At 64.1% G+C, this 14,180-nt stretch carries 12 protein-coding genes; 5 read left to right on the plus strand and 7 right to left on the minus strand.

All coding sequences use genetic code 11. The features are described 5' to 3' along the window. From AC5ZGW_RS14870 to AC5ZGW_RS14880, 3 genes are all read left to right on the plus strand, one after another. Nucleotides 1-2,064 carry a hypothetical protein gene (locus AC5ZGW_RS14870; RefSeq protein ID WP_130228181.1) on the plus strand — a complete coding sequence of 688 codons (2,064 nt, stop codon included), beginning with the start codon at nucleotides 1-3 and terminating at the stop codon, nucleotides 2,062-2,064. A 277-nt stretch (nucleotides 2,065-2,341) separates the two neighbouring features. Next, nucleotides 2,342-2,755: a DUF2946 family protein gene (locus tag AC5ZGW_RS14875; RefSeq protein ID WP_130228180.1), complete on the plus strand. Its 414-nt coding sequence runs from the start codon at nucleotides 2,342-2,344 to the stop codon at nucleotides 2,753-2,755. A 102-nt stretch (nucleotides 2,756-2,857) separates the two neighbouring features. Next, on the plus strand, nucleotides 2,858-5,239 hold the full coding sequence (locus tag AC5ZGW_RS14880) for a TonB-dependent receptor (protein ID WP_474419222.1): 2,382 nt from the start codon (nucleotides 2,858-2,860) through the stop codon (nucleotides 5,237-5,239). A gap of 58 nt (nucleotides 5,240-5,297) precedes the next feature. Here AC5ZGW_RS14880 and AC5ZGW_RS14885 read toward each other — a convergent pair whose 3' ends face one another. The 4 genes from AC5ZGW_RS14885 to AC5ZGW_RS14900 are packed head-to-tail and all read right to left on the minus strand — an operon-like array spanning nucleotide 5,298 to nucleotide 8,515. Beyond that, nucleotides 5,298-5,810 carry a GNAT family N-acetyltransferase gene (locus AC5ZGW_RS14885; protein WP_028167472.1) on the minus strand — a complete coding sequence of 171 codons (513 nt, stop codon included), beginning with the start codon at nucleotides 5,808-5,810 and terminating at the stop codon, nucleotides 5,298-5,300. Between the two features lie 48 nt (nucleotides 5,811-5,858). Further along, nucleotides 5,859-6,818 (minus strand): glycosyltransferase family 2 protein, encoded by a 960-nt coding sequence (locus AC5ZGW_RS14890; protein ID WP_474419221.1) that lies wholly within the window; start codon nucleotides 6,816-6,818, stop codon nucleotides 5,859-5,861. A gap of 17 nt (nucleotides 6,819-6,835) precedes the next feature. Further along, the gene (locus AC5ZGW_RS14895; protein ID WP_130231165.1) at nucleotides 6,836-7,981 is read right to left on the minus strand and encodes a hypothetical protein; all 1,146 of its coding nucleotides are present in this window, start codon (nucleotides 7,979-7,981) and stop codon (nucleotides 6,836-6,838) included. 57 nt (nucleotides 7,982-8,038) lie between these two features. After that, nucleotides 8,039-8,515, minus strand: a complete 477-nt coding sequence (locus AC5ZGW_RS14900) for an NUDIX domain-containing protein (RefSeq protein ID WP_035691794.1) — start codon at nucleotides 8,513-8,515, stop codon at nucleotides 8,039-8,041. Between the two features lie 145 nt (nucleotides 8,516-8,660). Here AC5ZGW_RS14900 and AC5ZGW_RS14905 point away from each other — a divergent pair, with 145 nt between their 5' ends. Then, entirely contained in the window at nucleotides 8,661-9,548 is an 888-nt protein-coding gene (locus tag AC5ZGW_RS14905) for a metallophosphoesterase family protein (protein WP_130231163.1), read from the plus strand. A gap of 5 nt (nucleotides 9,549-9,553) precedes the next feature. On the opposite strand, the gene AC5ZGW_RS14910 is transcribed toward AC5ZGW_RS14905, so the two are convergent. The 3 genes from AC5ZGW_RS14910 to AC5ZGW_RS14920 all read right to left on the minus strand — a co-directional run bounded on the left by AC5ZGW_RS14910 (nucleotide 9,554) and on the right by AC5ZGW_RS14920 (nucleotide 12,195). Then, entirely contained in the window at nucleotides 9,554-10,111 is a 558-nt protein-coding gene (locus AC5ZGW_RS14910; protein ID WP_130231161.1) for a hypothetical protein, read from the minus strand. Between the two features lie 211 nt (nucleotides 10,112-10,322). After that, a complete protein-coding gene (locus AC5ZGW_RS14915) occupies nucleotides 10,323-10,532 on the minus strand; it encodes a DUF4170 domain-containing protein (protein ID WP_028167478.1) in 210 nt (69 codons plus the stop codon). 25 nt (nucleotides 10,533-10,557) lie between these two features. After that, nucleotides 10,558-12,195, minus strand: coding sequence for an isocitrate lyase (locus tag AC5ZGW_RS14920; protein ID WP_130231663.1), 1,638 nt, complete (start codon nucleotides 12,193-12,195; stop codon nucleotides 10,558-10,560). Nucleotides 12,196-12,395: 200 nt separating this feature from the next. On the opposite strand from AC5ZGW_RS14920, the gene AC5ZGW_RS14925 reads away from it, so the two are divergent. Then, nucleotides 12,396-13,841, plus strand: a complete 1,446-nt coding sequence (locus tag AC5ZGW_RS14925) for a helix-turn-helix domain-containing protein (RefSeq protein ID WP_130231665.1) — start codon at nucleotides 12,396-12,398, stop codon at nucleotides 13,839-13,841. Nucleotides 13,842-14,180 lie beyond the last annotated feature (339 nt).

A 14,180-nucleotide genomic window follows, 5' to 3' on the forward strand; every position in this document is an offset into this window, starting at 1 on the left:
ATGAATTACGGCATTGCCTTCACGCCGCTGGTGCCCTCGCTCGTGCTGTGGATCGGGCTTGCGGCGATCGTCGTCATGGCGGCACTGCTCCTGCTGTCGCGCACGCGCGGCGCATGGATACGCGTCGCGGCGCTGGCGCTCATTTTGCTCGCGCTTGCCAACCCCTCCTTCACCCGCGAGGACCGTGAACCCTTATCCTCGGTCGCCGCCGTCGTGATCGACAAGAGCCCGAGCCAGAATTTCGGCACGCGCAACCAGGAGACCGCGAAGGCGCAGGAGGCCTTGGTCGACAGCCTGAAGAAGATCAAGGGCCTGGAAGTGCGCGTCGTCGACGCCGGCCAGGCCGACGGCGAGACCGACGGCACCAAGCTGTTCGGCGCATTGTCCTCCGCATTGTCGGACGTTCCGGTCGACCGTGTCGCCGGTGCCTTCCTGATCACCGACGGCCGTGTGCACGACATCCCGGCCAATGCCGCCGGCCTCGGCTTCCAGGCGCCGGTGCACGCGTTGATCACCGGACGCAAGGACGAGCGTGATCGACGGATTGCAATTTCGGCCGCGCCGCGCTTCGGCATCGTCGGCCAGACCCAGACCATCACCTACCGGCTCGACGACCAGGGCGTGACCGGCCAGAGCGCCAGGATCACCGTGCGCCGCGACGGCGAGGTGATCAACGAGCGTACGCTGCAGAGCGGCCAGACCGCCAATGTCGACATCGATATCAAGCATGCCGGACCCAATATCGTCGAGATCGAGGCATCTCCGCTCGACAATGAACTGACGCTGGTCAACAACCGCGCGGTGGTTGCGATTGACGGCGTGCGCGACAAGCTGCGTGTGCTGCTCGTCTCGGGTGAGCCGCATTCCGGCGAGCGCACCTGGCGTAACCTGCTGAAGTCCGACGCCAGCGTCGACCTCGTGCATTTCACCATTTTGCGTCCGCCGGAAAAGCAGGACGGCACGCCGATCAATGAATTGTCGCTGATCGCGTTTCCGACCCGCGAGCTGTTCCAGCAGAAGATCAACGAGTTCCAGCTCATCATCTTCGACCGCTATGCCCGCCAGGGCGTGCTGCCGATCGCCTATTTCGACAATATCGCGCGCTACGTCCGCGCGGGGGGCGCGGTGCTGGTCTCCGCCGGTCCGGACTATGCATCCACCACCAGCATCTGGCGTACGCCGCTCGACTCGGTACTCCCGGCCGAACCCGTCGGCGTCACCGAGAAGCCGTTCTATGCACATCTCTCCGACGCCGGAAAGCGCCACCCGGTGACGCGCGGGCTGGAAGGCTCGAACAGCGAGCCGCCGCATTGGAGCCGCTTCTTCCGTACCGTCGACACGCGCAACGCCATCGGTCAGCCCGTGATGACCGGCGCCGACGGCAAGCCTCTGCTGCTGCTGTCGCGCTTCGGCGAGGGCCGCGTCGCGCTACTGCTCTCCGACCACATCTGGCTGTGGGCGCGCGGCTATGAGGGCGGCGGTCCGCATCTCGACCTGCTCAGGCGGATGTCGCACTGGCTGATGAAGCAGCCCGATCTGGACGAGGAAGCGTTGCGGCTGCAGCTCCAGGGCCGCGATCTCTCCGTGGTGCGCCAGACCATGGGCGACAGCGTCCCGCCGGTCACCGTGACCTCGCCAAGCGGCGCCACGCGCGAGATGACGCTGACCCAGGGCGAGCCGGGCGAATGGAAGGCGACGCTGCCCGCCAACGAGCTCGGCCTGTGGCAGGCGACCGACGGCACGCTGAAGGCGCTGGTCAATGTCGGTCCGACCAACCCGAAGGAATTCTCGGAAGTGACCTCCACGACCGAGATGCTGAAGCCGCTGGCGCAGGCAACAGGCGGCGACGCCCGCCGCGTGGTCGACGGCAGCAGCCTCGACATGCCCCGCATCGTGCCGGTCCGTGCGTCGAGCGTGTTCCGCGGCGAGGGCTGGATGGGCGTCAGGATGCGCGACGCCAGCGTCGTCAAGGGCGTCGGCGTGCTGCCGATGTTCGCAGGGCTGATTGGCCTGTTGCTGCTGCTCGGCGCCTTCGCCGCGACGTGGCTCCGCGAGGGGCGGTAGGCGAAATCGGCCACGGTCTCCCCTCATCCCGAGGAGCCGCGAAGCGGCGTCTCGAGGGATGGGCTCCGAGTGAGATCAGGGCCTCATGTTCGAGACGGCGCTATGCGCCTCCTCGCCATGAGGGTCTATCGTCCGCGCCGTTGCAACAATCACACAGCCTCAACTGATCGCGCGACGCTCGCCCGAGCCGCGGTTGACACCGCCATCTCCTTCCGATGTTATAATGTAACATCGGGCCGGTCAGGGTAGGCCGTCCCCCGGGGGTGGGCATAGATTCGTGAAGTGGATTCGAAAACACGTCAAACTTGGCGCGCGGCTGGCGCTGTTCGCGCTCGCCGTCCAGTTTGTGCTGTCGTTCGGCCACTTCCATCCGGCGCAGGCCGCTCCCGCTCTCCAGACCGCGACATCGCAGACCGACTTCCTTCGTGCTGCGGACCTCGTGGTCACGGACGCGGCGAGCCTGTCCGCGCCCCAGCAACAATCTCCGCACCAGGATAACCATCAGCAGCCCGCCGACGGCTGCGCCATCTGCGCCGTCATCACGATGGCGCACGGTATGCTGTTCGCAACGTCTCCGGTGCTGTTGCTGCCGCAGGCGATCGAACTTCTCCAGCTCACCACCGAAGCCGGCTTCGCCTATCTCGGCACCGCCCATCGAGCGTTCCAGTCGCGCGCGCCACCCCTCTCCTGATCGATTGACCGAACCGCCTTCGCACGCCCGCTGCTCAAGCGAGATGCGAAGCACATCGCAATCGGGTCCGTCGGCTCGGCCGACGACATCAGGATCAGGAAAATGGGATTCAAGAAAAAACGAGCCTTCCACATCGGTGGAGCGAGCTGGCTGGTACTATGTGCGCTCGGCAGCGGCGCGATCGCTCAGGATGCACCCGCAGCGGCGCCGGCAACGCAACTGCCTGACATCAACGTGACGGCACCAAGTCCGATCGTGCGGCGCCACCGGGCCGTTGCTCCGGCGCGCGCCCCCGTTCGCGCCGCGCGCAGCACGCCCGGCCGCAATCGCGAGCGCGTAGCCCAACAACCGCAGCCCGCGCCGGCCGCGCCGCCAGCGCCACAGCAAGGGGTGCTGCAGGTCGTGACCGATCAGTTCGCAACGGTCACCGTGGTGCCGAACGAGGAAATTCGCCGCGAGGGCACCGCACAGCTCGGTGACCTCCTGTTTTCCAAACCGGGCATCACCGGCTCAACCTTTGCGCCGGGCGCTTCGAGCCGGCCGATTATCCGAGGTCTCGACGTCAATCGCGTTGGGATCATCGAGAACGGCAATAACGCCGGCGGCGCCTCGGATCTCGGTGAGGATCATTACGTGCCGGTTGATCCGCTCGCCACCAACCAGGTCGAGGTCATTCGTGGTCCGGCGGCGATGCGTTACGGCTCGACTTCGATCGGAGGCATCGTCAGCGCGACCAACAACCGCATTCCGGACGCCCTTCCCTCATGCGCGGCCCCGCCGTTCCAAACCTACGGCCTGCCGGCGAAAGCGCCGCTGGCCGGCGCGCCTTCGTCACCTTGCGTGAACGTCGAGACGCGAACAGCGGTGAACTCCGCCGACCGTGGCGTCGACGGCGGCATCCTGCTCGATACCGGCGCAGGCAATTTCGCTTTTCACGCCGACGCCTTTGGTCGCAAGGCCGGCGATTACGACATCCCGAGCTATCCCTACTTGTTCGACCACTCAAGACCGGTGAACTACCGCCAGCCGAACTCGGCCATGCAGGCGGATGGTGCCTCGATCGGCGGCTCGTATATCTTCAATGGCGGCTTCATCGGCGCCGCAATCACCCAAAACGATACACTTTATCACATCCCTGGTATCGACGGCGCCGACCATCAGACCCGGATCGACGCACATCAGACCAAGATCACCATGAAAGGCGAATACCGGCCGGATGCCGCGGCCATCGACGCAATCCGTCTCTGGGCCGGCGCGACCGACTACAGACACAACGAGCTTGGGCTGGCGGATCCAGCCAATCCCTTCAGCGACGGCGTACGCCAGACCTTCACCAACAAGGAGCAGGAGGCCCGCGTCGAGGTTCAGTTGATGCCGTTCAACGCGCGCTTTGCCGAGGTGACCACCGCGTTCGGCCTGCAGGGCGGCCACCAGGAATTGACCGCTCCGAGCCCGGACGATCCCGGTTCGCTATTCAACGGCCTGTGGAATCCGAACAACAACAACCGTATCGCCGGCTACGTCTTCAACGAGTTCAAATTCTCCGAGACGACCAAAGCGCAGATCGCCGGCCGTATCGAGCATGTCGAGTTGCACGGCTCGACGCCGAATTTCCCACCCGACTTCCTGCCCGACGGCAATCCGCAGTTCAACATCGCCCGCAATCCGTCCTTTACGCCGAAAAGCGGCAGCATCGGGTTGATCCAGAACCTGCCCTACGATCTCGTCGGCAGCATCACCGCGCAATATGTCGAGCGCGCGCCCAAACCCGCCGAACTGTTTTCGCGCGGGCCGCATGACGCCACCGCCACCTTCGATATCGGCAATCCAAACCTGACGATCGAGACCGCGAAATCGGTCGAGATTGGCCTGCGCAAGGCGACCGGGCCGTTCCGTTTCGAGGCGACCGCCTACTACACCCATTTCGACAATTTCATCTTTCGCCGGCTCACCGGCGTGATGTGTGACGGGGACTTCAATTCCTGCGGCGCGCCCGACGGTGAATTGAACCAGGCGGTCTATTCCCAGCGCAACGCCACCTTCCGCGGCGGCGAGTTCCAGAGCCAGCTCGATATCGGGCCGCTCTATAGCGGCATCTGGGGCATCGAGAACCAGTTCGACATCGTCCGCGCCACATTCAGCGACGGCACCAACGTGCCACGCATCCCGCCGATGCGCCTCGGCGGCGGCGTCTATTGGCGCGACGCCAACTGGTTCATGCGGGTCAACCTGCTGCACGCGTTTGCACAGAACGACGTCGCTCCGATCGCGGAGACGCCGACGGCGGGCTACAACCTGCTAAAGGCGGAGGTCAGCTACAACACCAAGCTCGACCAGTCCTGGATCGGCGCACGCGAGATGACGGTCGGCCTCGTCGGCAACAACCTGCTCAACGAGAACATCCGCAACTCCGTCTCCTATACCAAGGACCAGGTGCTGCTGCCCGGCATTGGCGTCAGGGCCTTTGCGAACCTGAAGTTCTGAGCCGGTTCCTTCTCCCTCTTTCGCTTGCTGCGGAAGAGGGAGAGCACGGTGACTTCCTCTACCGTGCCTTGCTCCAATCGGGGCCGATCGGACCGGAAACGTCGGCGAAGGCGCCCTCCACCAGTTCGGCCACCAGCAGGCGGTTGTAATCGACCGGGCCGGGCATGGTCGCCCTGCCCTTCGGGACCACCTTGAAGCCGACGCGGCTGTAGTAAGGCTCGTCGCCGACCAGGATCACGAGGCGGTGCCCTTTGGCCTTGGCATCGGAGAGCGCGCGGTCGAGCAGCGCGCGGCCGACGCCGCGGTCACGAAAAGGCGGCTCCACGGTCAATGGGCCCAGCATCAACGCCGGCGTGTCGCCGATCATGACGGGCAGTTGCCTGACCGAACCGACCAGGAGCGTGCCGATGCGCGCGGTGAAGGACAGATCGAGCAGATGGTCGACATGTTCGCGCAGCCGATAGGCGCTAAGCACGAAACGGCCCGGCCCGAACGTGCGTTCATGCAGGCGTTCGATCGCCTGGGCGTCGTTCGGCGTTTCCGGCAGGATGGTCAGCGACAAATCACTCATGGTGATGCGCGGGATAGCACCTGGATCGGGCGCGGTCCATCGCCCGCGTCATTTCTTGTTAATAGCCGGCTGGGACAGGTAGGCGAGCAGTTTCATCTCGCGGCGGCCGCGCGTCACCGTGTCAAGCACCAGCCCTGATGAGACCGACAGCATCGCCACGATCATGAGGCCGGTCGACAGCACCGCCGTCGGCAGCCGCGGCACGATGCCCTCTTCGATGAACGTGATGACGATCGGGATCGCCAGCACGATCGAGATCAGCGCGAGGACCACGCCGATGCCGGTGAAAAACCGCAGCGGCTTCTCTGAACGGTAAAGCCTCAGGATGGTTCCGAGAATCCGAAACCCGTCGCGCCAGGTGTTCAGCTTGCTGACCGATCCCTCCGGCCGGGCATAATAGGGCGTCTCGATCTCGCCGACCGGCAATGCCAATTCCAGCGCATGGACGCTGAGCTCGGTCTCGATCTCGAAACCGTCCGACAGCACCGGAAAGGACTTGACGAAGCGGCGCGAGAACACCCGATAGCCGGACAGGATGTCGCGGAATGCGTGGCCAAACACGGCGGACAGGAAGCCGGTCAACATCCGGTTGCCGGTGCGGTGGCCTCTTCTGTAGGCGGCGGCGGATTGATCGATCCGGACGCCGACCACCATGTCGAGATGATCGTTCACCAGCGTCTCGATCATGCGCGAGGCGCTCGGCGCGTCATAGGTCGCATCGCCATCGACCAGAACATAGATGTCCGCATCGACGTCTGCGAACATCCGCCGCACCACATGTCCTTTGCCTTGGCGCCGCTCGCTGCGGACCTCTGCACCCGAGGCACGCGCGATCTCGGCGGTGCGGTCGCGCGAGTTGTTGTCATAGACGAAGATCTGCGCCTCCGGCAGCGCCTTGCGGAAATCGGCAACCACAGTGCCGATCGCCGCTTCCTCGTTGAAACACGGCACAAGCACCGCGACGCGCAATGCGGACGCCGCCATCGCCACCGTCGCTGACCGAGCCATGACGTCCTCGCTCACCATCAGGCACTCGCTTTTTGCGGCACGCCAAAATCATCCGCGAGCTTCGGCGCCCAATGATCCAGGGTAGCGAATAACAACGTCCACAATGACAGCATGACAATCGGGATCACGTAATAGGGCGTGAAGACGGGATGGCTCATGAAGAAGATCAGATTGATGACGAGGTTAAGCGCGACCACGGCGACAATCTGTCGTGTCGCCACGCGCCCCCCTGACCGCCACAGCGCCACCACCCAGGCGATCGCAATCAGCAGCAGCGGGAATTGCGCATCTCGCACATATTGCAGCAGGACGGACGCATCCAATGCCGGCGGCACCGCGTCGACACCGCCATAGGTGGTCGAGAACGGGCTTCCCGCATTGATCGCATTCGCGATCAGTGTCGGTGCCATGCCGATCAGGAACGCGATGCCGAACGAAAGACCTTGCCAAAAGGTGTTCATGTTCCGTGCGCGCAGGAAGGCGATAAGGAAGAACACCGCATAGCCTGCCGACAGAAACAGGTTCGGCAGACGGAAATTGACGGAAAGGCCGATCAACAAGCCGACCGACGCGGCAAGCAGGATGCGACGTGCGCCGCTACTCGCAAACAGCCGCGCGGTCAGGAATCCGGTCAGCGCGCAGACGATCATGGTCGGCGCCACGGAATAGCTTGCCTTGCTCGGGTTGATCATCAAATAGAGCGCCACGATACCGAACAGGCCGGCGAGCACGACAGCGGAACGCGTGGCAGCGCGGGCCAGGGCAAGCAGCGCGACGGCGAAAATCGCGATCGACGCGGCGGCATAGAGCGGAGTCACCTGGAAGCCCGACGGAAACAGCGCGAGCACAAAGCCGGTGCCCGGCGGATATTGCAGCACGACCTTGTTCAACGCCGCCGTCAAGGTGTGGCACGGCCAGCGCGCGGGATCGCCCGGATCCGGGAAGTGGATCTCCTGGAGTTTGCGCAGCGTGTAGCCGTCGTCATCCCTGACGACGTTCGTGTCCAGGCCGCTGGCGCCGAACCGCTGGAACAGATGCGCCTGGCGGAGGTAGCAGATGTCATCGTAGACGCCGCGGCTTTCGTTCCATTTCGAGATTGTCCAGATGTTGCTGATCAGGATCAGCAGCAACACGACGCCGAAGGCGGTTTTCAATTGTTTCATCCGGCCCCTGTCGCGGCGTTCCATCTTCAAGGTTGGGTCTTCTAGCACAAGCCGTCGCTAGCGCCATGTGGCGATCGGCGCCCCGCCATCGAGCACTTCGGCGATCCGCAGGCGGGTACCGGGCGTGGTGTCGGCGGGCAATGCCGCCGGATCGAAGAAACCGGTGTCCACGATCTCATGGTTCGGCTCCGGCAGGCGGTCCTGGCGGTACTGCCTGATGACGTAGACCGCGACATGGTCGCGGCGGGAGACGTGGCTGTTGAGGAAGACACCGTGCAGCACCGGGGCGCCCACAAGCTCGATGCGCCCCTCCTCCTCGAGCTCACGCCGCAGCGCTTCCATCAGCGTCTCGCCGACCTCGACGCCTCCGCCCGGCAGATACCAGCCGCTGACATAGCTGTGCTTGACCAGGAACACCTTGTTCTCGTGGTTAAGCACGACCGCACGCACGCCGAGCGTCATGCCGCGTGCCAGCCGAAAATAGAGATGGAACACCCGCCTGAGCTGCGGCTCGTAGCGCTTGCGCAAATCCATCAGGAACGTCACGAAAACCTCGACTGGAACGACAACGACGTTTGATCCTTGCGCGGAAGCCGCCCGCTTGCCAATAGAATGCGGACCATCAGGGAATAACCATGCCGCGGCTGTATATCACGGACAGGCCAACAGGGACGGAATGATGGCGGCGTTTCGGTTGGCGCATCTGTCCGATCCGCATCTGCCGCCGCTGCCGGTGGCGCGGCTGCGCGACCTCGCAGGCAAGCGCGCCTTCGGCTATCTGAACTGGACCCGCAACCGGCACAAATACCATCGGCGCGAGGTGCTGGATGCGCTGGTGGCGGACTTGCAGGGGCAACATCCGGATCACATTGCGATTACCGGCGATCTCGTCAATCTGGCGCTGGAGACGGAGTTCAAGCCGGCGCGCGCCTGGCTCGAGAGCGTCGGCCCGCCGGATCGCGTGACCGTCGTTCCCGGCAATCACGACGCCTATGTGCGGGCGACGCGGCATCGCTTCGCCACGACCTTCGCCGACTATCTGCGCGGCGATGGCGCAGATGGCGCCGCATTGTTTCCGTTCCTGCGCCGGCGCGGTCCGGTGGCCCTGATCGGGACATCCTCCGCGGTGCCGACGCCGCCCTTGATGGCGACCGGATGGCTCGGCCACGCGCAGCTCGCGGCGCTCGAGCGGATGCTGGCGGAGTTGTCGACCGAAGGTGCCTTCCGCGTGCTGCTGGTTCATCATCCCCTGCATTCGGATGCGCGCGTCAAGCGGCTCACCGACTCGCACAAGCTGCTCGATCTCATCAAGCGATACGGCGTGGAATTGATCCTGCACGGCCACGACCACATCCATTCCACGATGTGGTTCGACGGCCCCAGCGGCAAGATCCCGGCGATCGGCGCGCCCTCGGCTTCGGCGCTGCCGCGCCATCACTATCCGGCGGCGGCGTATAATCTGTTTTCGATCGAGCGCGACGGCAATGCCTGGCGCTGCGAGCAAGTGGTGCGCGGGATCGGCGACGATTTGCGCGTCGGGCGTCTGAGCGACACGCGGCTGGTGTGACGCTGCTAGAGATTGCCCAGGCTCGCGAACAGCGCGAGGCCGAACAGCGCGAGCGCGCCGAGGATGAAGCCGAGCAGGAACATCCCGAACCCGCGGCGGCGCCGCGGCTTCTCGGCGGGCACGGGCTCCGCCACCTTCGCCGTCGCCACCATCGCATGCTCGCGCTCGATTATGCGGCGGGCAACATAGTCGGTGACGGCATCGACGATGACAGGCACATCATGCGATTCGGCGAGCACGATGCGGCCGAAGCGAGTGTCCTGCACGAAGCGGTAGACCCGCTTGTCGCGTCCCATCACGACATGGGCAACGACATCGATCCACAGCCGTGGCGTCTCACCCTGGCTGATGCCGCGGTCGAACAGATCGACCTTTTCCGGCACCTGCGCAAACAAGGGATCAAGCGCCTCGTTCAAGATTTCCAGCCGCGCGACCTCGGCATCGCGCAGTTCGACGACGACGCCAGTGCGGTCCGCAGCCTCGATCCGCGCCTTGCGCAAGGCTTCGCGCAGCGTCGGCCGCATCTCGCTGGCGGCATTGCCGGTATTCTGGGCGTCCGACATCCCTTGCGGCCTCGTCCTGACGGGTTCTACGCCTATTAACCTATCAGTAACCGTTACGTCCGCAAAGGCCGTTGGTTCCCAAGGGGTTATCGCGCGACTTATCCCCAAGGGGCCCCAAAGGGGCGTCCCGAAATCAGACAGCCCCACCCGGAAATCCGGATGGGGCCGTCCGTCCTTGGACGTCTTCTTCTACGCTTGACCGTCGGCAGCCTCAGGCGGGGACACGGGAGGGCTCCTCCACGATGGAGAAGCGTACGCCGGCCTTGTGGCGGTTCTCTTCCGACACTTCGCGCCAGCAGTCCTCCGCTTCCTTGCGGGTTTTGAACGGACCTTTGACCTGGGCCGAGCCTTCGACGAGCTTATGGAAGTTCATCGAGCCGAACTCACCGCCGATCACCCAGAAATTGCTGCCTGTGGTCATGATAGTCTCCTGATCGATTCAACCGTTAGCCGAACTGGTTCATCGTGTTGTGGACGCCGCCCGCCTTCAGAGCGGCCTCGCCCGCGAAATATTCCTTGTGATCGTCGCCGATATCCGAGCCGGCCATGTTCTGATGCTTGACGCAGGCGATACCCTGACGGATCTCCTGGCGCTGAACGTTCTTCACGTACCCAAGCATGCCCTGCTCGCCGAAATACTCCCTTGCGAGATTATCCGTCGACAGAGCTGCCGTGTGATAGGTCGGCAACGTGATCAGATGATGGAAGATGCCGGCACGCTTGGCTGAATCGGCCTGGAAGGTGCGGATGCGCTCGTCGGCTTCGATTGCCAGCGGCGTGTCGTCGTATTCCGCCTTCATCAGCTCGGCACGGTTGTACTTGCTGACGTCCTTGCCGGCTTCCTTCATCGCATCGTAGACCTGCCAACGGAAGTTGAGCGTCCAGTTGAACGACGGCGAGTTGTTGTAGGCCAGCTTCGCGTTCGGGACCACCTTGCGGATCCGATCGACCATCTTGGCGATCTGCTCGATATGCGGCTTCTCGGTCTCGATCCACAGCAGATCGGCGCCGTTCTGCAACGAGGTGATGCAGTCCAGCACGCAGCGGTCTTCGCCGGTGCCGGGGCGGAACTGATAGAGATTGCTGGGCAGCCGCTTCGGACGCATCATCTTGCCGTTCTGGTTGATGATGACATCGCCGTTCCGAGCGTTGGCGGCCGTCACTTCCTCGCAATCCAGGAAGCTGTTGTACTGGTCGCCGATATCGCCGGGCTTGTGGCTCACGGCGATCTGTTGCGTGAGGCCGGCGCCGAGCGAGTCGGTGCGGGTCACGACGATGCCGTCTTCGACGCCGAGCTCAAGGAAGGCGTGACGGCAGGCGCGGATCTTCGCCAGGAAGACCTCATGCGGCACGGTGACCTTGCCGTCCTGGTGGCCGCACTGCTTCTCGTCCGAGACCTGGTTTTCGATCTGCAGGGCGCAGGCGCCCGCTTCGATCATCTTCTTGGCGAGCAGGTAGGTCGCTTCCGCGTTGCCGAAGCCGGCATCGATGTCGGCGATGACGGGCACGACGTGGGTCTGGAAGTTGTCGATCTTCTCGATCAGCGCCTTTTCCTTGGCCTTGTCGCCTTCCTTGCGGGCGGCGTCGAGCGCGCGGAAGATATCGTTCAGCTCGCGGGAGTCCGCTTGACGCAGGAAGGTGTAGAGCTCCTCGATCAGGGCCGGCACCGAGGTCTTCTCGTGCATCGACTGGTCGGGCAGCGGTCCGAACTCGGAGCGGAGCGCGGCGATCATCCAGCCGGACAGGTACAGATAACGGCGATCGGTCGTGCCGAAATGCTTCTTCACCGAAATCAGCTTCTGCTGGGCGATGAAGCCGTGCCAGCAACCCAGCGACTGAGTGTACTTGGTGGGGTCGCCGTCATAGGCGGCCATGTCGGCGCGCATCAGCGCCGCGGTGTAGCGGGCGATATCGAGGCCGGTCTTGAAGCGGTTCTGCAGCCGCATGCGCGCCACGGCCTCGGCGGTCACACCGTTCCACGTGTCCTTGGTCTTGAGGAGTGCTTCGGCGGCTTCAATCTCGCTCAGATAGGAAGCCGGTCCCTGGATAGCCCGGTCGCTGATCCCACGTGGCTGGTAGTTCATGTCCGTGATCCTTGTCTTTGCCGTTCGTACTTCGATCGACATTCGTGACAGTGCGTTGCGAAATGCGTGTCAGGAGCTAAACGCGAAGCGGTTGAATTAGTACAGATACCTTGCATTCGAATGGTGATATCGTGTAACATCTGTTCTTGTGTGAAATGTCATTTTGTAAATTTTGTAATAAATAGGTCAGGAACGCTGCCATGCCTGCCGAGCCCGGAAAAAAGCTGTTTGTCGGCCCACGCTTCCGCCGGATCCGGCAGCAATTGGGGCTGTCGCAGACCCAGATCGCCGAGGGACTCGGCATTTCCCCGAGCTACGTCAACCTGATCGAGCGCAACCAGCGCCCGGTGACGGCCCAGATCCTGCTCCGCCTGGCGGAGACCTACGACCTCGACCTGCGCGATCTTGCGACCGCCGACGAGGATCGCTTCTTCGCCGAGCTCAACGAGATCTTCTCCGATCCGTTGTTCCGCCAGATCGACGTTCCCAAGCAGGAACTGCGTGACCTCGCCGAACTCTGCCCCGGCGTGACCCACGCGCTGCAGCGGCTCTATGCCGCCTATACCGAGGCGCGCCGCGGCGAGACCTTGGTCGCCGCCCAGATGGCCGACCGCAACGAAGGCGCCCGCTTCGAGGCCAATCCGATCGAGCGCGTGCGCGACCTGATCGAGGCCAACCGCAACTATTTCCCCGAACTCGAGACCGCGGCAGAGAATTTGCGCGACGAAATGAACGTGGCGGCCGACGGGCTGTTCGCCGCGCTCTCGGCACGGTTGCGCGAAAAACATTCGATCGTGACCCGGATCATGCCCGTTGACGTGATGCGCGAAACGCTGCGGCGCTTCGACCGCCATCGCCGGCAGCTTCTGATCTCCGAGCTGGTCGACACGCCGAGCCGCACCTTCCAGCTCGCGCTGCAGATCGGGCTCGCCGAATGCGGAGCAAGCATCGATTCCATCGCCGGTCGCGGCGGGCCGCTCGACGATGCGGCGCGGCGGCTCTACCGCATCACGCTCGCGAACTATTTCGCCGCCGCCGTGATGATGCCCTACCAGCCCTTCCTTAGCGCCGCGGAGGCGCTGAGCTATGACGTGCATGTGCTGGCGCAGCGCTTCAACGCCGGCTTCGAGCAGATCTGCCATCGCCTCACCACGCTGCAGCGGCCGAACGCGCGCGGCGTCCCGTTCTTCATGCTGCGCGTCGACAATGCCGGCAACGTGTCCAAGCGCTTCTCCTCCGGCACGTTTCCGTTCTCGAAATTCGGCGGCACCTGCCCGCTGTGGAACGTGCATTCGACTTTCGACACCCCGGACCGCCTGCTCAAGCAGGTGATCGAGCTCCCCGACGGCACGCGCTATTTCTCGATCGCGCAGATGGTGCGCCGGCCGATCGCCCCGCATCCGCTGCCGCAGCCGCGCTTTGCCATCAGCCTTGGCTGCGAGATCCGCCACGCCTCGCGCCTCGTCTACGCCGCCGGTATGGACCTCGAAAAGGCCGAGGGCACGCCGATCGGCGTCAACTGCCGCCTCTGCGAGCGCGAGAACTGCGCCCAGCGCGCCGAGCCGCCGATCACGCGCACGCTGATCCTGGACGAGAACACGCGGCGGGTGAGTTCGTTCGCCTTTTCGAATGCGCGGGAGTTGTGAGAGGCCGTAGGGTGGGCAAAGGCGCCCCTGCGCCGTGCCCACCATCCAGCGCCGCGCTCGGGATGGTGGGCACGCTTCGCTTTGCCCACCCTATAGGTCTCACGTTGTGTCGCGCGCTCTCCTCCGCCGTCAGGGTCGGATTTGAATGTCAAACAGCGTGAGGGATGCGAGTTCGCGTTCTCGCGGCGCGTTGCGTCCGAGTTTTGCTTCACTTTCCACCCTCCTCGATATCAGAGGGCGCAGGGAAAGCCGGGTGCCGGTCGCACCCATGGGTCCCGTGCAACAAAAAGCACGGGGGTAGGACCACAGGTTCAACCGAAGCATTCCGGCTTTCCCTGC

Source organism: Bradyrhizobium sp. Crot121 (assembly GCF_059512385.1).

Bases quoted from the DNA above. Each gene is read 5' to 3' on its own strand.
- AC5ZGW_RS14870 (WP_130228181.1), top strand. From the start codon at position 1: ATGAATTACGGCATTGCCTTCACGCCGCTGGTGCCCTCGCTCGTGCTG.
- AC5ZGW_RS14880 (WP_474419222.1), top strand. From the start codon at position 2,858: ATGGGATTCAAGAAAAAACGAGCCTTCCACATCGGTGGAGCGAGCTGG.
- AC5ZGW_RS14885 (WP_028167472.1), bottom strand. From the start codon at position 5,810: ATGAGTGATTTGTCGCTGACCATCCTGCCGGAAACGCCGAACGACGCC.
- AC5ZGW_RS14890 (WP_474419221.1), bottom strand. From the start codon at position 6,818: ATGGCTCGGTCAGCGACGGTGGCGATGGCGGCGTCCGCATTGCGCGTC.
- AC5ZGW_RS14895 (WP_130231165.1), bottom strand. From the start codon at position 7,981: ATGAAACAATTGAAAACCGCCTTCGGCGTCGTGTTGCTGCTGATCCTG.
- AC5ZGW_RS14900 (WP_035691794.1), bottom strand. From the start codon at position 8,515: ATGGATTTGCGCAAGCGCTACGAGCCGCAGCTCAGGCGGGTGTTCCAT.
- AC5ZGW_RS14905 (WP_130231163.1), top strand. From the start codon at position 8,661: ATGGCGGCGTTTCGGTTGGCGCATCTGTCCGATCCGCATCTGCCGCCG.
- AC5ZGW_RS14910 (WP_130231161.1), bottom strand. From the start codon at position 10,111: ATGTCGGACGCCCAGAATACCGGCAATGCCGCCAGCGAGATGCGGCCG.
- AC5ZGW_RS14915 (WP_028167478.1), bottom strand. From the start codon at position 10,532: ATGACCACAGGCAGCAATTTCTGGGTGATCGGCGGTGAGTTCGGCTCG.
- AC5ZGW_RS14920 (WP_130231663.1), bottom strand. From the start codon at position 12,195: ATGAACTACCAGCCACGTGGGATCAGCGACCGGGCTATCCAGGGACCG.
- AC5ZGW_RS14925 (WP_130231665.1), top strand. From the start codon at position 12,396: ATGCCTGCCGAGCCCGGAAAAAAGCTGTTTGTCGGCCCACGCTTCCGC.